Origin of the sequence: Pseudomonas sp. Z5-35, assembly GCF_051131945.1 — a bacterium.
Lineage (GTDB): Bacteria > Pseudomonadota > Gammaproteobacteria > Pseudomonadales > Pseudomonadaceae > Aquipseudomonas > Aquipseudomonas marvdashtae.
Map to the genome: position 1 here is coordinate 5,261,321 of NZ_CP071640.1, position 16,720 is coordinate 5,278,040.

Consider the following 16,720-nt stretch of genomic DNA (forward strand, 5'->3'; position numbering starts at 1 on the left):
AGCACTATTCTCACTTTCAGTGATGCCCATGAACGACAAGCCTCCGGTCTGTCCAGTGCCTGCTGTGGAACCCTCCACGCCAGCCGCCAGCCAGAGCTATCGCTACTGCAACCTGGACCACTCTCAATCGGACAGCACCGCGCTGGCCGAGGAAGTGGCGTTGGCGATCGCCTATAACGGCATCAGCCAAGCGGTGATGTTGGTCACGCCCACTGATCTTGAAGACTTTATCGTCGGTTTCAGCCTCGGCAGCGGCATCATCGAAGACCCGGCCGATATCTATGACCTGCAACTGAGCGGTGCAGGTTCCGCGCACTATGCCCAGGTAACCATCGCCAATCGCGCGTTCTGGAACCTCAAGCAGCAACGCCGCCAACTGGCCGGCACCAGCGGCTGCGGATTATGCGGCGTCGAAGCCGTGGAGCAGGCGCTGCCAGACCTCAAGAAGCTGCCCGGCGCATCGCTGCCACCGGCGCAATGGCTCGATGGCCTGCGACAGCGCATCAGCCAGTTCCAGCCCTTGGGGCAGCATTGCGGCGCGGTACACGCAGCATTGTTCATGAACGCCCGAGGCGAGTTGCTGCTGGGCCGTGAAGACATTGGCCGGCACAACGCCCTCGACAAACTGATCGGGGCCTTGGTCCGACAACAGATCCCGGTGGCCGGCGGTCTGGCGATTGTCACCAGCCGTTGCAGCCTCGAACTGATTCAAAAAGTATTACGCGCGGGCGTCCAGACACTGGTCAGCCTGTCGTCGCCCACCGGCCTCGCCGTGCAGTGGGCTCGCCAACACAACCTCAACCTCATCCACCTGCCGCAAAAAAGTGCGCCGCGGGTCTACAGCCCTGCGATGGAGAAACAAGCGTGAGCAATCATCAACAAGCCGACCAGAAACCCACACCGCGCTACAAGCCTTACAAGGGCCCGGCCGGTGGTTGGGGGGCGCTGATCAGCGTTGCCCAGGCCTGGCTGACCAGCGATAACGCGCTGAAGAATATTCGCATGATGCTCAAGACCAACCAGAACGGCGGGTTCGACTGCCCGGGCTGCGCCTGGGGCGACTCGCCGGAAAGTGGCATGGTCAAGTTCTGTGAGAACGGCGCCAAGGCCGTGAACTGGGAGGCGACCAAGCGTCGCGTCGACGGTGCGTTCTTTGCCAAGCACAGCGTGACCTCGTTGCTGGAGCAGAGCGACTACTGGCTTGAGTACCAAGGCCGCCTGACCGAGCCGATGAGCTACGACGCCGAAACCGACCGCTACAAGCCCATCAGTTGGGAGGCGGCATTTGCCTTGATCGGCAAACACCTGCAAGGACTGTCCAGCCCGAACCAGGCCGAGTTTTATACCTCGGGCCGGGCCAGCAATGAAGCGGCCTATTTGTACCAGCTGTTCGTGCGCGCCTATGGCACCAACAATTTCCCAGACTGCTCGAACATGTGCCATGAAGCCAGCGGCGTGGCACTGTCCCAAAGCGTCGGCGTGGGCAAAGGCACGGTCACTTTTGACGATTTCGAGCACGCCGATGCGATTTTCGTCTGGGGCCAGAACCCCGGCACCAACCACCCGCGGATGCTTGAACCGCTGCGCGAAGCAGTGAAGCGCGGTGCGCAGGTGGTGTGTATCAACCCGCTCAAGGAGCGTGGCCTGGAGCGCTTCCAGCATCCGCAACATCCGCTGGAAATGCTCACCAACGGCGACAAACCGACCAACACTGCCTATTTCCGTCCGGCCTTGGGTGGCGATATGGCAATACTGCGCGGCATGGCAAAATTCTTGCTGCAATGGGAACGTGAAGCCCAGAACAACGGCGCTCCCGCGGTGTTCGATCATGCATTTCTCAATGAGCACAGCGCCAACACGCTGGAATACCTGGCGGTGGTCGATGACACCTCGTGGGAGCAGATCGTCGAGCAATCCGGCCTGACCCTGGCCGAGGTTGAGCAGGCAGCCCGTATGTACGCCAAGGCCAGCAATGTGATCATGTGCTGGGCGATGGGCATCACCCAACACCGCCATTCGGTGGCAACCATCCAGGAAATCGCCAACCTGATGATGCTGCGCGGCAACATCGGCAAGCCAGGCGCGGGACTCTGCCCAGTGCGTGGCCATAGTAACGTGCAGGGCGACCGGACCATGGGCATCAACGAGCGCCCGCCCGTTGCATTCCTCGACGCGCTGGAGCGGCGCTTCCAGTTCAAGGTGCCGCGTGAAAACGGCCACAACGTGGTCGAGTCGATCCACGCCATGGCCGAGGGCCGGGCAAAAGTGTTTATCGCTCTGGGCGGCAACTTCGCCCAGGCTACGCCAGACAGCCATCGGACCTTCAAAGCTTTGGGCAACTGCGACCTGACCGTCCAGATCAGCACCAAGCTCAACCGCAGCCACCTGGCCCATGGGAAAGAAGCACTGATCCTGCCGTGCCTGGGCCGTACCGACATCGACGTGCAAGCAGAAGGCCCGCAAGCGGTGACCGTGGAAGACTCCTTCAGCATGGTCCACGCCTCGAATGGTCAATTGCAGCCGCTGTCGAACCAGATGCGCTCCGAGCCGTGGATCGTTGCCGGTATCGCCGCTGCCACGCTGGGCAGCCGTCCGGTGGATTGGAACTGGCTCGTGGCCGATTACAGCCGTGTTCGCGACTTGATCGCCGAGACCATTCCCGGCTTCAAGGACTTCAACGAAAAACTCAAGAACCCTGGCGGCTTTTATCTGGGCAACAGCGCTGGCGCCCGTCGCTGGAATACCGCATCGGGCCGCGCCAATTTCAAGCCTAACCGGTTGCCGACCGATCTGATTCATGAGCGCACCCACGCCACGGGCAAAGTGCCGGACCTGATCCTGCAATCCATGCGCTCGCACGATCAGTACAACACGACCATCTATGGACTCGATGACCGTTATCGCGGCGTAAAGGGCCAACGTGATGTGCTGTTCGTCAACGAAGCGGACATCATCCGCCTGGGCTTCAAGCCGGGGCAGAAAGCAGACATCATCTCGCTCTGGGAGGATGGGCGTGAGCGGCGCGTCAAGGGCTTCACGTTGCTGGCCTTCGATATCCCGGCCGGACAAGCCGCTGCCTATTATCCCGAAGTGAATCCCTTGGTGCCGCTGGAAAGCACCGGCGACGGCAGCCACACCCCAACCTCGAAGTTCGTGGCGATCCGCCTGGAAGCAGCGAGCGAGAGCGGGTTGATCATGGCCAAGTCAGCCTGACATGATCTTGTGCGAGGGAGCTTGCTTCCTCGCCACGTTCGTATTTTTCAAACGCCCACAAAAAAGGCCGTTTCCTAAAGAAAACGGCCTGTCCGAAGTAGCTAAAGACCGGCAAAAACACCTTAAGTTCCATACTGAAAACAATAACTTAGCGAATTGTGCACAAGTCGTGTTACTCGTCGGATTTCGATTGTAACCAAGCGAAGCCAGCCTCAGGATCGCGCCGTCATCCCTTTGAGGCTCCTCTATGAAGTTCTCCTCCATTCTCTTGTTGTCCCTTGGCCTGATCAGTGGCGTCGCATCTGCCGGCGGTACCGCCGAAGCAGGTGTAGGCGGCGCATTGGGCGGGGTTTTGGGTTCGGTCGTCGGCCAGTCCCTGGGCGGCAACACCGGTTCCACTATCGGCGCGGCCCTGGGCGGCGCGGGCGGTAGCGCAGTCGGCGCAGACAAACGTAGCCGCGGCGAAGCGGCAATCGGCGGCGCGCTGGGCGCAGCCGGCGGTAACGTGGTCGGCCGTAGCGTGGGCGGCAGCACAGGTAGCCTGATCGGTGCCGCAGCGGGCGGTGGCGCCGGTGGCGCGCTGGGTAACTACATGGGCAAGGACGACGATGATGATCGTTATGAAGGTCGTCGTGGTGATCGTCGCTACTACCGTGATGGCCACCCGGGCCGTGGCCATGCCTATGGGCATCGCAAGCACAAGCACAAACATCGCTATCACGATGACTGACGGTTGGTTTAATCCAGATCGTTAAAAAGATCGCAGCCTTCGGCCGCTCTCGTCAGAGAACGTCCGGAGGCTGCGATTTTCGTTTCAGGCCACCAAGGGTTCCAAAGCCCGGCGTAGCCGATCCGGGATCGCCACGGGCCGGTTAGATGCCCGGTCCACGAATACATGCACGAAGCGCCCCGCCGCACAGGCTTCATCCTCTCCCACCTTGAACACCGCAAGCTCGTATTGCACGGAGCTGTTGCCCAGTTTTCCGACGCGCAGGCCAATTTCAATCCGATCTGGGAAAGCGATTGACGCAAAGTAATCGCACGCCGAACTCACGACGAAACCCACCACGTCTCCCTCATGAATATCCAAGCTGCCGGTCTCGACCAGATAGGTATTCACCGCCGTATCGAAAAAGCTGTAGTAAGTAACATTGTTGATATGGCCGTACACGTCGTTGTCGTGCCAGCGGGTGGTCACGGGCTGGAAGTGCAGATACTCGCTGCGTTGGGGCATCACGTGTCCTTAGGGTTATCTGTTTTGGGGCTGGGTGCCGGACCCAGGGCTACCGCTGGGAGAAGCCCTTGCCTTGCGTCGCCAGTTCGCCGATCAAGCGAGCAGGCTTCCATTGGTCGCCCTGCTTTGTCTCGAGCTCCAGCAAGCGCGCGTGGATGTCCCTAAGCCCTTGGTGGTCGGCCCAAGCCATTGGGCCTCCCTTGTCTGCCGGAAAACCGTAGCCGTTGAGGTAGACCAGGTCGATGTCATGGGAAGACTCGGCAATGCCCTCTTGGAGAATCTTCGCGCCTTCGTTGACCAGCGCCAGCAAGCAGCGCTCGAGAATTTCCTCAGGGCCTATTTCGCGCCGCTGAAAGCGCAGCTCTTCGCTGACCCGCTGTACCAGCGCGTCGACCTCGACATCATGCTCAGCATGCCGGCTACCCGGTTCGTAATGGTAATACCCGTTGCCACTTTTCTGGCCGAACCGGCCCAACTCGCACAGGCGATTGTCCACTTGCACCTCGGGCGCATCCTGTCCCTGCCCCGCCAGCTCGCGGGCGCGCCACTCCAGATCGATCCCGACCACGTCGTACATGCGAAACGGCCCCATGGCGAAGCCAAAGCCTTGTAGCGCCGCATCGACCTGATAGGGGAAAGCTCCCTCCAGCAGCATCTTGCGCGCCTCAAGCACATACGGGCGGAGCATGCGGTTGCCGATGAACCCATGGCAATTGCCCGATACAACACTCACTTTGCCCATGCGTTTGCCCAACGCCAGCGCGGCGTCCAGCACCGCCCTGGAAGTTTGCGCGCCACGAACGATCTCAAGCAGTTTCATGATGTGCGCCGGGCTGAAGAAATGCAGGCCCAGCACCTGGGTCGGCCTGCGTGTGGCGGCGGCAATCGCATCGATGTCGAGCGCCGAGGTGTTGCTCGCCAGAATAGCTTCAGGCTTGAGCAAGCCGTCCAACTCGCGAAAGATCTTCTGCTTGAGCGGCAGGTTCTCGTAGACCGCCTCGATGACCAGGTCCACGTTGCGGATCGCCGTATAGTTGTCTGCTCGCGTGATCCGGGCGGTCCGGGCGTCGGCTTCGCCCTGGTCGATACGGCCTTGGCGTACGTTATGAGCATAGGTGTCGGCCACCGCAGCCAGCGCTTGTTCGAGCATCTGCGGATCGTTATCGACCCACTGCACCGCAACGCCGGCATTGGCCAGGCACATCACAATGCCGCGCCCCATGGTGCCTGCACCGACCACGGCGGCGCGCTGGATATCGAAGGATGTCTGGCTCATGTTTGCTCTCTTGTTGGCGATCCAAAGACAGCCATCACCATAGTCAGCCACTCACTATTTTTGAAATTTATTCGTGTGATGAAGGGCATTCAGCAGATGGATGCAGCTTACAAGTGAGCCTGGCTCCGATGACGCACCTGCGCGTAGGGATACTCCTCCAATGCGGCATATCCACGGATCGTCCGCGCCTTCAGTTTGGTGAACAGCGGTACGCTGATTCCGCACAGGAAGCGGGTCAGCCGCTCGGCGGTCGGTAAACTGCCGATGACTTGCTCATGCTTGTGGATAAAATCGCCACACAAGTCATCGAAGTTTTTATCCACAAGCGCCGGCAGCGGTGGTGGTTCCGGCAGACAAGCGACATGCCCGTGACACACCGAACAGTGCCCACACTGCGACGGCGCATTTTCATCGCCAAAATACTGCGCCAATCGATAACCAAGGCAGCGGTCCGTGGCAAACAGCTCGAGCATGGCGTGAACCCGGGCAATTTCAGCTTCCTCATGCCGGGTGAAATCAGCATGCAGCTCGAGGCTTAAATCCTGAGAGTCGAAGTTCGCTTCCAGGACGTTGTAGACCTCGGTCATCTGCTTGCTTTCCAGCTCGATCCAGCCCTTCTCGTGAAAAAAATCCAGCGCCTTTACCACACGACTACGCTCGGCGCGATATTGCTGGTACATCCCATCGAAATTCACCGTTGCCCAGGTCCGCGCGCGGCTGGAGGTCTGGATGATGGCCGCGACGAAATCCTTTCGCTCACCTTCGAAACGTTCCAGCAGGAGCTGCGGCTCGGTGAGGAATTTGAAGCGATACTCTGCGTAATAGGCATAGCGCGGCGCGATCAGCCGCCGCAGTTCGAGCTGGACCAGCAGCGTCTTGAGCGGCAGTTGCCGGATGTTGCTCTTGTCCGCCAACGGCCCGAGCAAGAACTCCCATTGCCCGTCGCCGGCAGCGGCTTTCAGCTCGTCGAGCACGCAGCGAATGCCTGCCAGTTCAGGGGTATCGCCGTACACGAAGTTTTCCAGGATGTTGAGGCTGTCCCGGTTGGCCAACACCAGGCAATCGGACGGCTGTCCGTCCCGCCCCGCCCGACCGATTTCCTGGCTGTAGTTCTCGATGGATTTGGGCAGGTCGAAATGCACCACGTTGCGAATATCGCTTTTGTCGATGCCCATGCCGAACGCGATAGTCGCGACGATGCAATTGGACTGTCCGCCCATGAAACGCCGTTGGATGGCTTCGCGCTGCTCATGAGGCAGCCCGGCGTGATAGGCCTCGGCCTCGATGCCGTGATGACTGAGGTGCTCGGCGATCTGCTCGGCGGTGCGCTGCAAGGTGACGTAGACGATGCTCGCCTGCCCGGCCCGCTCGCCCAGCCACTGCACCAGCCGCTGACGCTTGTCCACGCCACGCACGGGTTCGACCAGCAAGTTGAGGTTGGGACGGTAGAAACCTGTCGTCACCACATCGGCGGCGGCGATGGAGAACTTCGCCTGCATGTCGGCGATGACCTTCGGGGTCGCGGTGGCCGTTAGCAGCAGTACCTGGGGAATATTGAACTGATGCTGGTAATCGGGAAGCTTGAGATAGTCCGGGCGGAAGTTGTGCCCCCATTCGGAGATGCAATGCGCCTCGTCGATCACCAGCAGTGAAATCGGCACCTGCTGCAGGAAATTGCGAAAGCGCTCGTTCTTCAGTCGCTCCACAGAAACCATCAGGACCTTCAACTCACCCGAGCGCACTCGCGCCATCGCGTCGTTGGCTTCATCACGACTCTGGGCCGAATCGATACTGGCCGCCGCGATGCCGTGACGCTGCAGGAACGCCAATTGATCCTGCATCAGCGCCAACAGCGGCGAGACCACCACCGTCAGATGTGGCAACAACAAGGCCGGCAACTGATAGCACAGGGACTTGCCCGAGCCGGTGGGGAAAATCGCCGCTGCCGACCGACCGGCAAGGATCGCACCGATGGCGGCTTCCTGACCGGGACGAAACTGTGGATAACCGAAAACCTGTTCCAGGGTGCTGTGCATAAGCGGTCGCTCCTTTGACTGCTGTGATGCCCAAAGCCTAGCCGGGCAGCGCAGCGAGTCGAGAAAAGGTCAGGTCAAAAAACAATACCGGATGATACAGCCTGGTTGCCTCTGGCTTGACCATAAGGCGATACAAATCCGGGCGAACTGACCTTTCGTCTTAGCTCCTTTCGCTCGTTAACGTGTGCCATTGAAGGTTATTCGCATGATGTTAGGTACAGATCAAGATCTTCGGGTAAAGCCAGCGACGCCAAGCGCTCGATTTCAAGAATTTGTTTCGTAGAAAGCCTGAAATCAGCGCCGATATGTTCGACGTTATTGGTCCAGTCCATCACGGGGGCCAAGTCCTCTACTGACAGGTTGATGCTCTGCTCAAATACCAATTCTTCCTTGCCTGGATAAAATCCCAATACAGCAAAGCTCATGGTTCAACCTCCCTTGTCTTAATCGCTTTTTTGGTCTGTTCGCCCGTGATGTGATTAAACTCGCCTAAATGTTTGCCACGTGGATTGTACTTTTCAAGGGCGCCATGCTGACGGTCCCATTCATAAATATTTCCTTTGCGGTCGTGCCAACGTGGACGTAACCCTCCACCTCCTTGTACGGGAGTTTTAGCCCGACCGCGAACAAGGTCAGGAAAAGCAGGAAGTACGCCTTTCGGAGTCGGGTGATATTTGTGGTCAGCAACGCCGTACACGATATATAACGGCGAAACCCCCGACCCCAACGGAAACACAAGAATGAAATCCTTGAACTCCGGCGGATAAATCGGGTTGACAATGATGCTGTCCGCCATGGGCGTCGGCGGGAATATCCAGATGCGCGGTGCCTGTGGTGCAGCCTCCAGCGCCGGGATGCCTAACGTGGAAGCGGGATCCACTGCCGGCGTCCAGATCAACTCGACCCCATCGCCAAAGTCAGCCACTTGCTGCTCGCCACGAGTCTGGAACGTCACCACCGGGATCATCTCCCAGTCACGCCTTGACTGGGTGTTGTAGCCATACCCTTTAAGCGTCCCGTCGGCCTGGGCCTCGACATGTAGCCGAACCCGAGTGCGCGCCTGTTCAAGGGAGCGCAGTTGCTCTTCGGTGTATAGCGAACCGTCAGCCAGATTCGAGGGCATCAGCAGCCCTACCAGCCCCACCAGCGCGCCCGCCACCACGGGTGCAGTGACCGCCGCGCCAGCACCCAGCGAGGCCAGCGCCGTCCCGCCCAGCGCCAACGTGCCGATACTCGCCGGTAACGCTCCGCTGATTGTCTTCAACGGTGCGCAGCCTGACTCGTTAACCTCACGACCACCTAACAATGTGAACGCGCCATAAGCGCTCAGCATTTCCGTCGGGATGTAGCCGGTAAGATTGTGGTAGTTGATGATCGCGGCAGGCAGTTCGCAGGACTTGGCGAATACACAACCCCTCATGACCACGGGTTCTTTTTCCCGTGTCCGAGCCAGACGCTCGTTCATGTAGGCCTCTTGCCTGGCGAGCATGTCCTCAAGGGCCTTCTGATCGGCGTCCCTCTTCGCCAACTCGTCAAAGGTCATGTCCCGCGCCACCTTGTAGCGCCAGTCGCCGCCCTGATATTCCCAGACCTGTGGAACGTCTTTTTTTGCTCTCGTCATCCTTCGACCTTGCCGTTACCTTAAAAGGCGCGGCAAACCTTACCGCGCGCCTCAAGGAGCGCTTGCCGGACGGTTCCGAGACTGTCGTAAGAGCTTTCTTTATTTTCAGAGCAATCCAGGCGCAACGATGGGATATGCAGGGAATGAAAAAATAGCCGCCCAAAAAAAAGCCGCCCTGAAGGGCGGCTTTCTCATTTTCGAAGCAAATCTTACAACTGCGGACCCGCCGCCTTGATCGCGTCGCTCACTTCGAACTTCTTGAAGTTCTCGATGAACAGACCGGCCAATGCCTTGGCCGCTTCGTCATAGGCGGATTTGTCGGCCCAGGTGTTGCGTGGGTTCAACAAGCCAGTCTCGACGCCTGGAACAGCCAGCGGCACGTCCAGGTTGATGATGTCCAGGTGTTCGGTTTCAGCACCGATCAGCGCGCCGCTCTGGATCGCCGCGATCACCGCACGGGTGGTCGGGATGTTAAAACGCTTGCCGACGCCGTAGCCGCCGCCGGTCCAACCGGTGTTGACCAGGTAGACCTTGGAGCCGAAACCACGGATGCGCTTGATCAGCAGCTCAGCGTATTCACCGGCTGGACGCGGGAAGAATGGCGCGCCGAAGCAGGTGGAGAAAGTCGACTTGATGCCGCTGCCCGAACCCATTTCGGTCGAACCCACCAGTGCGGTGTAGCCGGACAGGAAGTGGTAGGCGGCTTGCTCTTCGCTGAGGATCGACACCGGTGGCAATACGCCGGTCAGGTCGCAGGTCAGGAAGATCACGGCATTTGGCTCGCCGCCGAGGTTTTTCGGTGCGCGTTTTTCGATCAGCTCACGCGGGTAGGCAGCGCGGCTGTTCTGGGTCAGGCTGTCGTCGGCGTAGTCGGCTTTCTTGGTGACCGGGTCCAGGACCACGTTTTCCAGGACGGCGCCGTGCTGGATGGCTTTCCAGATGACCGGCTCGTTCTTCTCGGACAAGTCGATGCACTTTGCATAGCAGCCGCCTTCGATGTTGAAGACCACACCCACGCCCCAGCCGTGTTCGTCATCGCCGATTAGGTAACGGCTTTCGTCTGCCGACAGGGTGGTCTTGCCGGTGCCGGACAGGCCGAAGAACAGGGTCACGTCGCCGTCTTCGCCCATGTTCGCGGCGCAGTGCATTGGCAGCACGTCAACAGCGGGCAGCAGGAAGTTTTGCACGGAGAACAGGGCTTTCTTCATTTCACCGGCGTAGCGCATGCCGGCGATCAGCACTTTCTTGGCCGCGAAATTGATGATCACGGTGCCATCGGAATTGGTGCCGTCACGCTCAGGCTCGCAGACGAAGTCCGGTGCGTTGAGGATCTGCCACTCGTCCTTGCCGCCGGCGTTGTATTGCTCGGGGTTGATGAACAGGCAACGGCCGAACAGGTTGTGCCAGGCCGTCTCGGTGGTCATCTTGACCGGCAGGTAGTGCGCAGGATCGGACCCTACATGCACGTGGGAGACAAAACGCTCGCGCTCACCCAGGTAAGCTTCGACACGGTTCCACAGGGCATCGAACTTGTCGGCCGGGAACTTGCGGTTGATCGGGCCCCAGGCAATGGCGTCCTGGGTGGTCGGCTCTTCCACGATGAAACGGTCAACCGGCGAACGACCGGTACGATGACCGGTACGAACAACCAGTGCGCCAGTATCGGCAAGCTCGCCTTCACCGCGATTCAGGGCTTCTTTGACCAGATCATCGACACTCAGATCGGTATACACGGCGTTATTGGCTTGCGTCATGAGATTCCCCGTCGGCCCGTGGCCGAGTGCTCCAAACGTTTTGTAGTAGGAAGTCGCGCACTACTACCCGAAAAAAGTGGGCCGGATTATGCCAGAAAAGCCCAAAAAAAGTAGGGCCCTCCGGTCAGTACGGCGTAAAACCGGCGTTTGCTAGGAGATTTACCTGCGCTGAACCGTTTTAGTGACGAGTATCTGACGGTGTGTCGACACCCGCCCCAGCGAACAATTGCGTAATGTCCGCCGCGTCGAACAGGTAGCGCTCATTGCAAAACTGGCAATCGACTTCGATGGCCCCGCCATGCTCGATCACCAGCTGCTGCGCATCTTCCAGACCCAGACTGACCAGCGCATTAGCGGAACGTTCACGAGAGCAACTACATTCGAAGCGCAACGGCTGGCCGTCGAACAGGCGTACCTGCTCTTCGTGGTAGAGGCGATGGAGGATGGTTTCGTTGTCCAGGCCCAGCAATTCATCGGCGCTCAAGGTGCTGGCCAGAGCGGTAACGTGCTGCCAGCTGGCATCGCGATCTTCCGGATCCCGGATGCGGTCGGCGGGCAGCTGCTGCAGCAGCAGACCACGGGCGCGCCGGCCGTCGGCGTAGAGCCAGAAACGGGTGTTGGTCTGTTGGGACATGACGAAATAGTTGGTGAAGCACTCGGCCAACGTCGCCCCGTCGAGGTCGACGATGCCTTGGTAGCGCTGGCCTTGGGTCGGGTCGACCGTCAGGGCCAGCACGCCGTTGGGCATCATGTCGGCCAGCGTCGCGTCGGGGGCGATCTGCTCGGCGTGATAACGGGCCAGGCCACGAATCTGGCGCTCGCTGGAGCATTCGATCATCAACAGCGGCACCGGGCCTTCGGAACGGGCCTGGAGAATCAGCAAGCCATCGAACTTCAAGGTACCCACCAGCAACGCCGCCGCCGCCATCAGTTCGCCGAGCATTTGCGCGACCGGCTCCGGATAGGGGTGCTTGGCGAGGACTTCGGCATAGCTACGCTCCAACGCGACCAGCTCGCCACGGGCGTCGCTGTCGTCGAAAATGAAACGCTGGGTGTAGTCGGTGTCCGGTAGATCAGTCATAAGGTCTGGTATCTGAAGTGATGACAAGTGATGGCGGTCATTTTATGGGCATTCGGGGTGGGTTCCAAGCAAGGCTTGGGTTTGCCTGACGGGAAGGACTGCCCATCCACATTTGCAGTGCTGTTGTGGCGAGGGAGCTTGCTCCCGCTGGGCTGCGCAGCGGCCCCAAAATCTTACGGTCGCTGCGCAACCGAGCGGGAGCAAGCTCCCTCGCCACGGGTTACCGGTGTGGCAGATGCCTTATTCGCTATTGCTGCCATGAAACTTGAACAAGTCCCGACGCTGTTTCTTGCTCGGTTTGCCATCGGTACTTACACCCAAGGCGCCGGCCTTGCGTTGCGCTGCCGCTGCTTCGCGCTTGGCGATACTGGCTTCGGTTTCCCGATACAGCGCCTGCGCTTCTGGCGCGCCGCGACGTACGATCGACAGGGCCTCGACCACCACGGTCTTCTCATCGAACCCGGTACGGATGACAAATTCATCACCGATGCGTGGCTCTTTGCCAGGCTTGCAACGCTCGCCCCGATGATGAACCTTACCGCTTTCGATGGCCGCCTTGGCCAGTGCACGGGTCTTATAGAATCGCGCCGCCCACAGCCATTTATCGAGACGAACCTTGTCGTCCTCTTCGTTTTTTTGTGCCACTGCCATTCCTCTTTTCAACCAATAGCCAGAACTGTACTACCGTTTTTGTCGGGCGCACGAATCCGATCAGACAGATAGAATGCCCGCCGAACCGCCCACGCGCTTGGCCGGGGTCGGTATCGGTTACAAGCGCAAACATGTGTGTAGATAACTGTCGCCATTTTGTGATTATTCTGCGTGAATACCGCGATTCGCGGGTCCACGAGCCGATGTGCCGATTGCAGGTTGTTTTTATTGAAGACTTTTGACCATCTGACCGTCGTCGGTCTGCGCGAATGGGTGGCGCTCCCAGATCTGGGAGTCGCTGGCTTGCGGGCGAAAATCGACACTGGCGCCAGCACTTCCAGCCTGCACGCCACCGATATCGAGCCCTTCGAGCGCGACGGTGAAAAATGGGTGCGTTTCACCGCGCACCTCGGGACGGTGGTGCAGTTGCGCCATCGTCGCTGCGAAGCGCCACTGGTGGCCCGCAAGACCATCAAGAGTTCCAACGGCCACGCCCAGGTCCGCTACGTGATCAGCACCACGTTGGCGCTGGGCGATCGGTTCTGGCGGGTCGAGTTCACCCTGGCCTGCCGCAAATCCATGCGATATCGCCTGTTGCTGGGTTCCAAGGCCTTGATCGACGGCCAGTTGGTGGTCAATCCAGGCATCAAATACGTTCAAGACAAGCCGGCGTTCCCGGCGTCCACTACCTCTGCCACAGGTGTTGCATGAAGATCGCTGTGCTGTCGCGAAATCCGCGTCTGTATTCCACTCGTCGCCTGGTTGAGGCCGGGACCGAACGTGGCCATGAAATGGTGGTGATCGATACCCTGCGCGCCTACATGAACATTGCCAGCCACAAGCCGCAGATCCATTATCGCGGCAAACCGCTGGAAGGCTTCGATGCGGTGATTCCACGCATCGGCGCATCCGTGACGTTCTATGGTTGCGCGGTATTGCGCCAGTTCGAAATGATGGGCGTGTTTCCCCTCAATGAGTCCGTCGCGATTGCCCGCTCCCGAGACAAGCTGCGCTCTCTGCAATTGCTGTCTCGGCGCGGTATCGGTTTGCCCGTGACCGGCTTTGCCCACTCTCCCGACGACATTCCTGACCTGATCGCGATGGTCAACGGCGCGCCGCTGGTTATCAAGGTGTTGGAGGGCACACAGGGCATCGGCGTGGTCCTCTGTGAGACCGCGACGGCGGCGGAATCGGTGATCGAGGCGTTCATGGGCCTCAAGCAGAACATCATGGTCCAGGAATACATCAAGGAAGCCGGTGGCGCGGACATTCGCTGCTTCGTGGTCGGTGACAAGGTCATCGCCTCGATGAAACGCCAGGCCAAGCCAGGCGAGTTTCGCTCCAACCTGCATCGCGGCGGCAGCGCGAGCCTGATCAAGATTACCCCGGAAGAACGCATGACCGCCCTGCGCGCAGCAAAAGTCATGGGCCTGGCCGTGGCGGGCGTGGACATCCTGCGTTCCAATCACGGGCCGCTGGTGATGGAAGTCAACTCCTCGCCGGGACTGGAAGGGATCGAGACCACCACTAGCAAGAACGTGGCGGGGATCATCATCGAGCATCTGGAAAAGAACGGCGGGCCGAACATGACCCGGACCAAGGGAAAAGGTTAAAGAAACAGCTATGAGCCGCAAGCTGCATGCTGAACCGCTTTAACTTGCAGCTTGCAGCTTATAACTCATAGCTGCCTCTATACCGCATCCCTGGGCAACATCAACCCCAACGGCAAGCGCACCCGAGCCTCCAGCCCGCCGCCGACGCGGTTGCGCAACTCCACGTTGCCGCCATGCATCGAAGCAATGCGCTTTACGATAGCCAGGCCCAGGCCGGTACCCTTCCCTCCCCGGGCGCGGTCGCCGCGGGTGAACGGATTGAAAATGGCTTCCAATTCGGACGGATCAATGCCGGCGCCTCGATCCATGACGCTCAGCACCACGTAAGGCGCGCTGGTGTCGCCAGAAACATAAGCAGCGACTTCCACACCCGTACCGGCGTGATTCAGGGCGTTGCCAATCAGGTTGTTCAGCAACCGTTTCATCGACACGCGGCGTAGCGGGAACGGCTGGATCGGTTCCAGGCGCAAGTGGACTTTTTCCTCGTTCTGGTTATAGGGCGCGGCCACCTCCCGTACCAAATCACTGAGGTCCACTTCCTCCACCGACTCATCGCGACCGTCGCGAATAAACGCCAGGAATTGGTCGAGAATCGCATCCATGTCTTCGATATCGCGGACCATTTCATCGGTCAGGTCGGTATGCTCGCCCATCAGCTCCAGTGACAGCCGTAACCGGGTCAAGGGCGTGCGCAAGTCGTGGGAAACACCGGCGAGCATCAGCTCGCGCTCGCGCCCTGCCTGTTCGACATCCTCCGCCATCTGGTTGAAGGCGCGGTAGACCTCGGTCATCTCGCTGGGCGTATCGCTGACCGGCAACCGTACGCTTCGACCCTGGCCCAGTTGACGGGCGGCGTAGACCAGGCGCTTCAACGGCTGGTTGAGCTGGCTGACGAAGATCCACGCCGAAGCGGTTGATAACAGGCCGATTGCGAGGAACCAGCCAAGCACGTTCCAGATTTTCTGGCCGCGCAATGGATGAGGGTACAGCGGCACTTTCAGCCAACCGTCCCCCAGGCTCGGGGCACGGACCCACAAGGCCGGCGGTGAGTGCATGCGCAGTCGCACTTCGGTATCGGCGCCCAGCTCGTCCTGCATCTGGCGTTGATAGATCTCGCTGTACGGCCAGTGCTGCTCCCCTTCCGGCACGCCGGCACCGACGACCCGGATCAACGTTGCCGCTTCTGCGATCTTCGCTCGATTGGTTTCGTCGGCCGCCCAGTAGGCGCGCAAGGTCAAGGCAACGCCGTGACTGTATTGGCGATCCACCAGCACGTCCTCGTTCATCAATAGATAAACCAACGTCAGCGCCTTGGAAAAAAGCACGACGATCAGCACCAGCCAGAGGGTGCGAGAGAAGAAACTCTGGGGGAACCACACGGGGGTTTTCATGAAATAACCGCTACATACTTGCAGGAGCGAGCGATGCTCGCACAATGACGGATCGCGAGTCGCCTGGAAAATATCCAGCCAGGCCACCCGCTCCTACAAATCGCTGATCACTTGCTGGCGGCGCCATCCGGCACGAACACGTAGCCTACGCCCCAGACAGTCTGGATATAACGCGGCTTGGACGGGTCGGGCTCGATCATTCGGCGCAGACGGGAAATCTGCACGTCGATGGAGCGCTCCAACGCATCCCACTCCCGGCCGCGGGCCAGGTTCATCAACTTGTCGCGGGTCAGCGGCTGGCGCGCATTCATCACCAAGGCCTTGAGCACCGCGAATTCGCCGGTGGTGAGCATGTGGATCTCGTTGCCACGCTTGAGCTCGCGAGTGGCCAACGACAGCTCGTAGTCGCCGAAGGTCACGCTTTCGTCTTCGCTGCCCGGCGCGCCTGGCACCGGAGCCGACTGGCGACGCAAGACCGCCTTGACCCGAGCCATCAGTTCATCCGGGTTGAAAGGCTTGGCCAGGTAATCGTCGGCGCCCAACTCCAGCCCTTTGATACGACTCAGTTCGTCGCCCTTGGCGGTGAGCATGATGATCGGGATCTGGTTGTTGGCACCGCGCAGGCGACGGCAGGCTGTCAAGCCGTCTTCGCCGGGCAGCATCAGGTCAAGGACCACGAGGTTGAAAACCTCACGGGCCAGCAGCCGATCCATTTGCTCGGTGTTCGGTACGGTGCGGGCGCGGTAGCCCTTGCTGACGAAAAAGCGTTCCAACAGGCTGCTGAGCCCTGGATCGTCATCAACAATCAGAATTTTTTCGCCTTCAGCAGTTTGTGCAGTGCTGCTCATAG

General features: G+C 59.8%; 15 protein-coding genes. 5 read left to right on the top strand and 10 right to left on the bottom strand.

Features of this window, described 5'->3' with window-relative positions; translation table 11 throughout:
- Window positions 1-28: 28 nt before the first annotated feature.
- The 3 genes from fdhD to J3P95_RS24020 all read left to right on the top strand — a co-directional run bounded on the left by fdhD (window position 29) and on the right by J3P95_RS24020 (window position 3,943).
- On the top strand, window positions 29-868 hold the full coding sequence (gene fdhD, locus J3P95_RS24010; RefSeq protein WP_434559272.1) for a formate dehydrogenase accessory sulfurtransferase FdhD: 840 nt from the start codon (window positions 29-31) through the stop codon (window positions 866-868).
- On the top strand, window positions 865-3,213 hold the full coding sequence (locus tag J3P95_RS24015) for an FdhF/YdeP family oxidoreductase (RefSeq protein ID WP_434579469.1): 2,349 nt from the start codon (window positions 865-867) through the stop codon (window positions 3,211-3,213). The genes fdhD and J3P95_RS24015 overlap by 4 nt, the downstream gene beginning before the upstream one ends.
- A gap of 247 nt (window positions 3,214-3,460) precedes the next feature.
- The gene (locus J3P95_RS24020; protein WP_305497521.1) at window positions 3,461-3,943 is read left to right on the top strand and encodes a glycine zipper domain-containing protein; all 483 of its coding nucleotides are present in this window, start codon (window positions 3,461-3,463) and stop codon (window positions 3,941-3,943) included.
- Between the two features lie 84 nt (window positions 3,944-4,027).
- On the opposite strand, the gene J3P95_RS24025 is transcribed toward J3P95_RS24020, so the two are convergent.
- The 8 genes from J3P95_RS24025 to J3P95_RS24060 form a co-directional block, all read right to left on the bottom strand.
- Window positions 4,028-4,447, bottom strand: a complete 420-nt coding sequence (locus J3P95_RS24025; RefSeq protein WP_434559276.1) for an acyl-CoA thioesterase — start codon at window positions 4,445-4,447, stop codon at window positions 4,028-4,030.
- A 49-nt stretch (window positions 4,448-4,496) separates the two neighbouring features.
- Window positions 4,497-5,723 (bottom strand): 3-hydroxyacyl-CoA dehydrogenase NAD-binding domain-containing protein, encoded by a 1,227-nt coding sequence (locus J3P95_RS24030; RefSeq protein WP_434579468.1) that lies wholly within the window; start codon window positions 5,721-5,723, stop codon window positions 4,497-4,499.
- 107 nt (window positions 5,724-5,830) lie between these two features.
- Complete coding sequence (locus J3P95_RS24035; protein ID WP_434559280.1) at window positions 5,831-7,759, bottom strand: RecQ family ATP-dependent DNA helicase; 1,929 nt, start codon at window positions 7,757-7,759, stop codon at window positions 5,831-5,833.
- A 197-nt stretch (window positions 7,760-7,956) separates the two neighbouring features.
- On the bottom strand, window positions 7,957-8,184 hold the full coding sequence (locus J3P95_RS24040; RefSeq protein WP_434559282.1) for a pyocin S6 family toxin immunity protein: 228 nt from the start codon (window positions 8,182-8,184) through the stop codon (window positions 7,957-7,959).
- A complete protein-coding gene (locus tag J3P95_RS24045; RefSeq protein WP_434579467.1) occupies window positions 8,181-9,380 on the bottom strand; it encodes a colicin E3/pyocin S6 family cytotoxin in 1,200 nt (399 codons plus the stop codon). Before J3P95_RS24045 ends, J3P95_RS24040 begins: the two co-directional genes overlap by 4 nt.
- Before the next feature lie 209 nt (window positions 9,381-9,589).
- Entirely contained in the window at window positions 9,590-11,134 is a 1,545-nt protein-coding gene (locus J3P95_RS24050) for a phosphoenolpyruvate carboxykinase (RefSeq protein ID WP_434559286.1), read from the bottom strand.
- Between the two features lie 178 nt (window positions 11,135-11,312).
- Window positions 11,313-12,215, bottom strand: a complete 903-nt coding sequence (gene hslO / locus J3P95_RS24055; RefSeq protein WP_434559288.1) for an Hsp33 family molecular chaperone HslO — start codon at window positions 12,213-12,215, stop codon at window positions 11,313-11,315.
- Between the two features lie 240 nt (window positions 12,216-12,455).
- Window positions 12,456-12,860: an RNA-binding S4 domain-containing protein gene (locus J3P95_RS24060; protein ID WP_434579465.1), complete on the bottom strand. Its 405-nt coding sequence runs from the start codon at window positions 12,858-12,860 to the stop codon at window positions 12,456-12,458.
- Window positions 12,861-13,112: 252 nt separating this feature from the next.
- Between J3P95_RS24060 and J3P95_RS24065 the strand changes: the two genes are divergently transcribed.
- Window positions 13,113-13,577, top strand: a complete 465-nt coding sequence (locus J3P95_RS24065; protein WP_186612649.1) for an ATP-dependent zinc protease family protein — start codon at window positions 13,113-13,115, stop codon at window positions 13,575-13,577.
- Complete coding sequence (gene rimK / locus J3P95_RS24070) at window positions 13,574-14,479, top strand: 30S ribosomal protein S6--L-glutamate ligase (RefSeq protein ID WP_003196697.1); 906 nt, start codon at window positions 13,574-13,576, stop codon at window positions 14,477-14,479. Before J3P95_RS24065 ends, rimK begins: the two co-directional genes overlap by 4 nt.
- Window positions 14,480-14,556: 77 nt before the next feature.
- On the opposite strand, the gene J3P95_RS24075 is transcribed toward rimK, so the two are convergent.
- Together J3P95_RS24075 and ompR are read right to left on the bottom strand one after the other, a co-directional pair.
- Window positions 14,557-15,870, bottom strand: a complete 1,314-nt coding sequence (locus J3P95_RS24075) for an ATP-binding protein (protein ID WP_434559290.1) — start codon at window positions 15,868-15,870, stop codon at window positions 14,557-14,559.
- A gap of 107 nt (window positions 15,871-15,977) precedes the next feature.
- Entirely contained in the window at window positions 15,978-16,718 is a 741-nt protein-coding gene (ompR, locus tag J3P95_RS24080; RefSeq protein ID WP_003186825.1) for an osmolarity response regulator transcription factor OmpR, read from the bottom strand.
- Window positions 16,719-16,720: the final 2 nt, after the last annotated feature.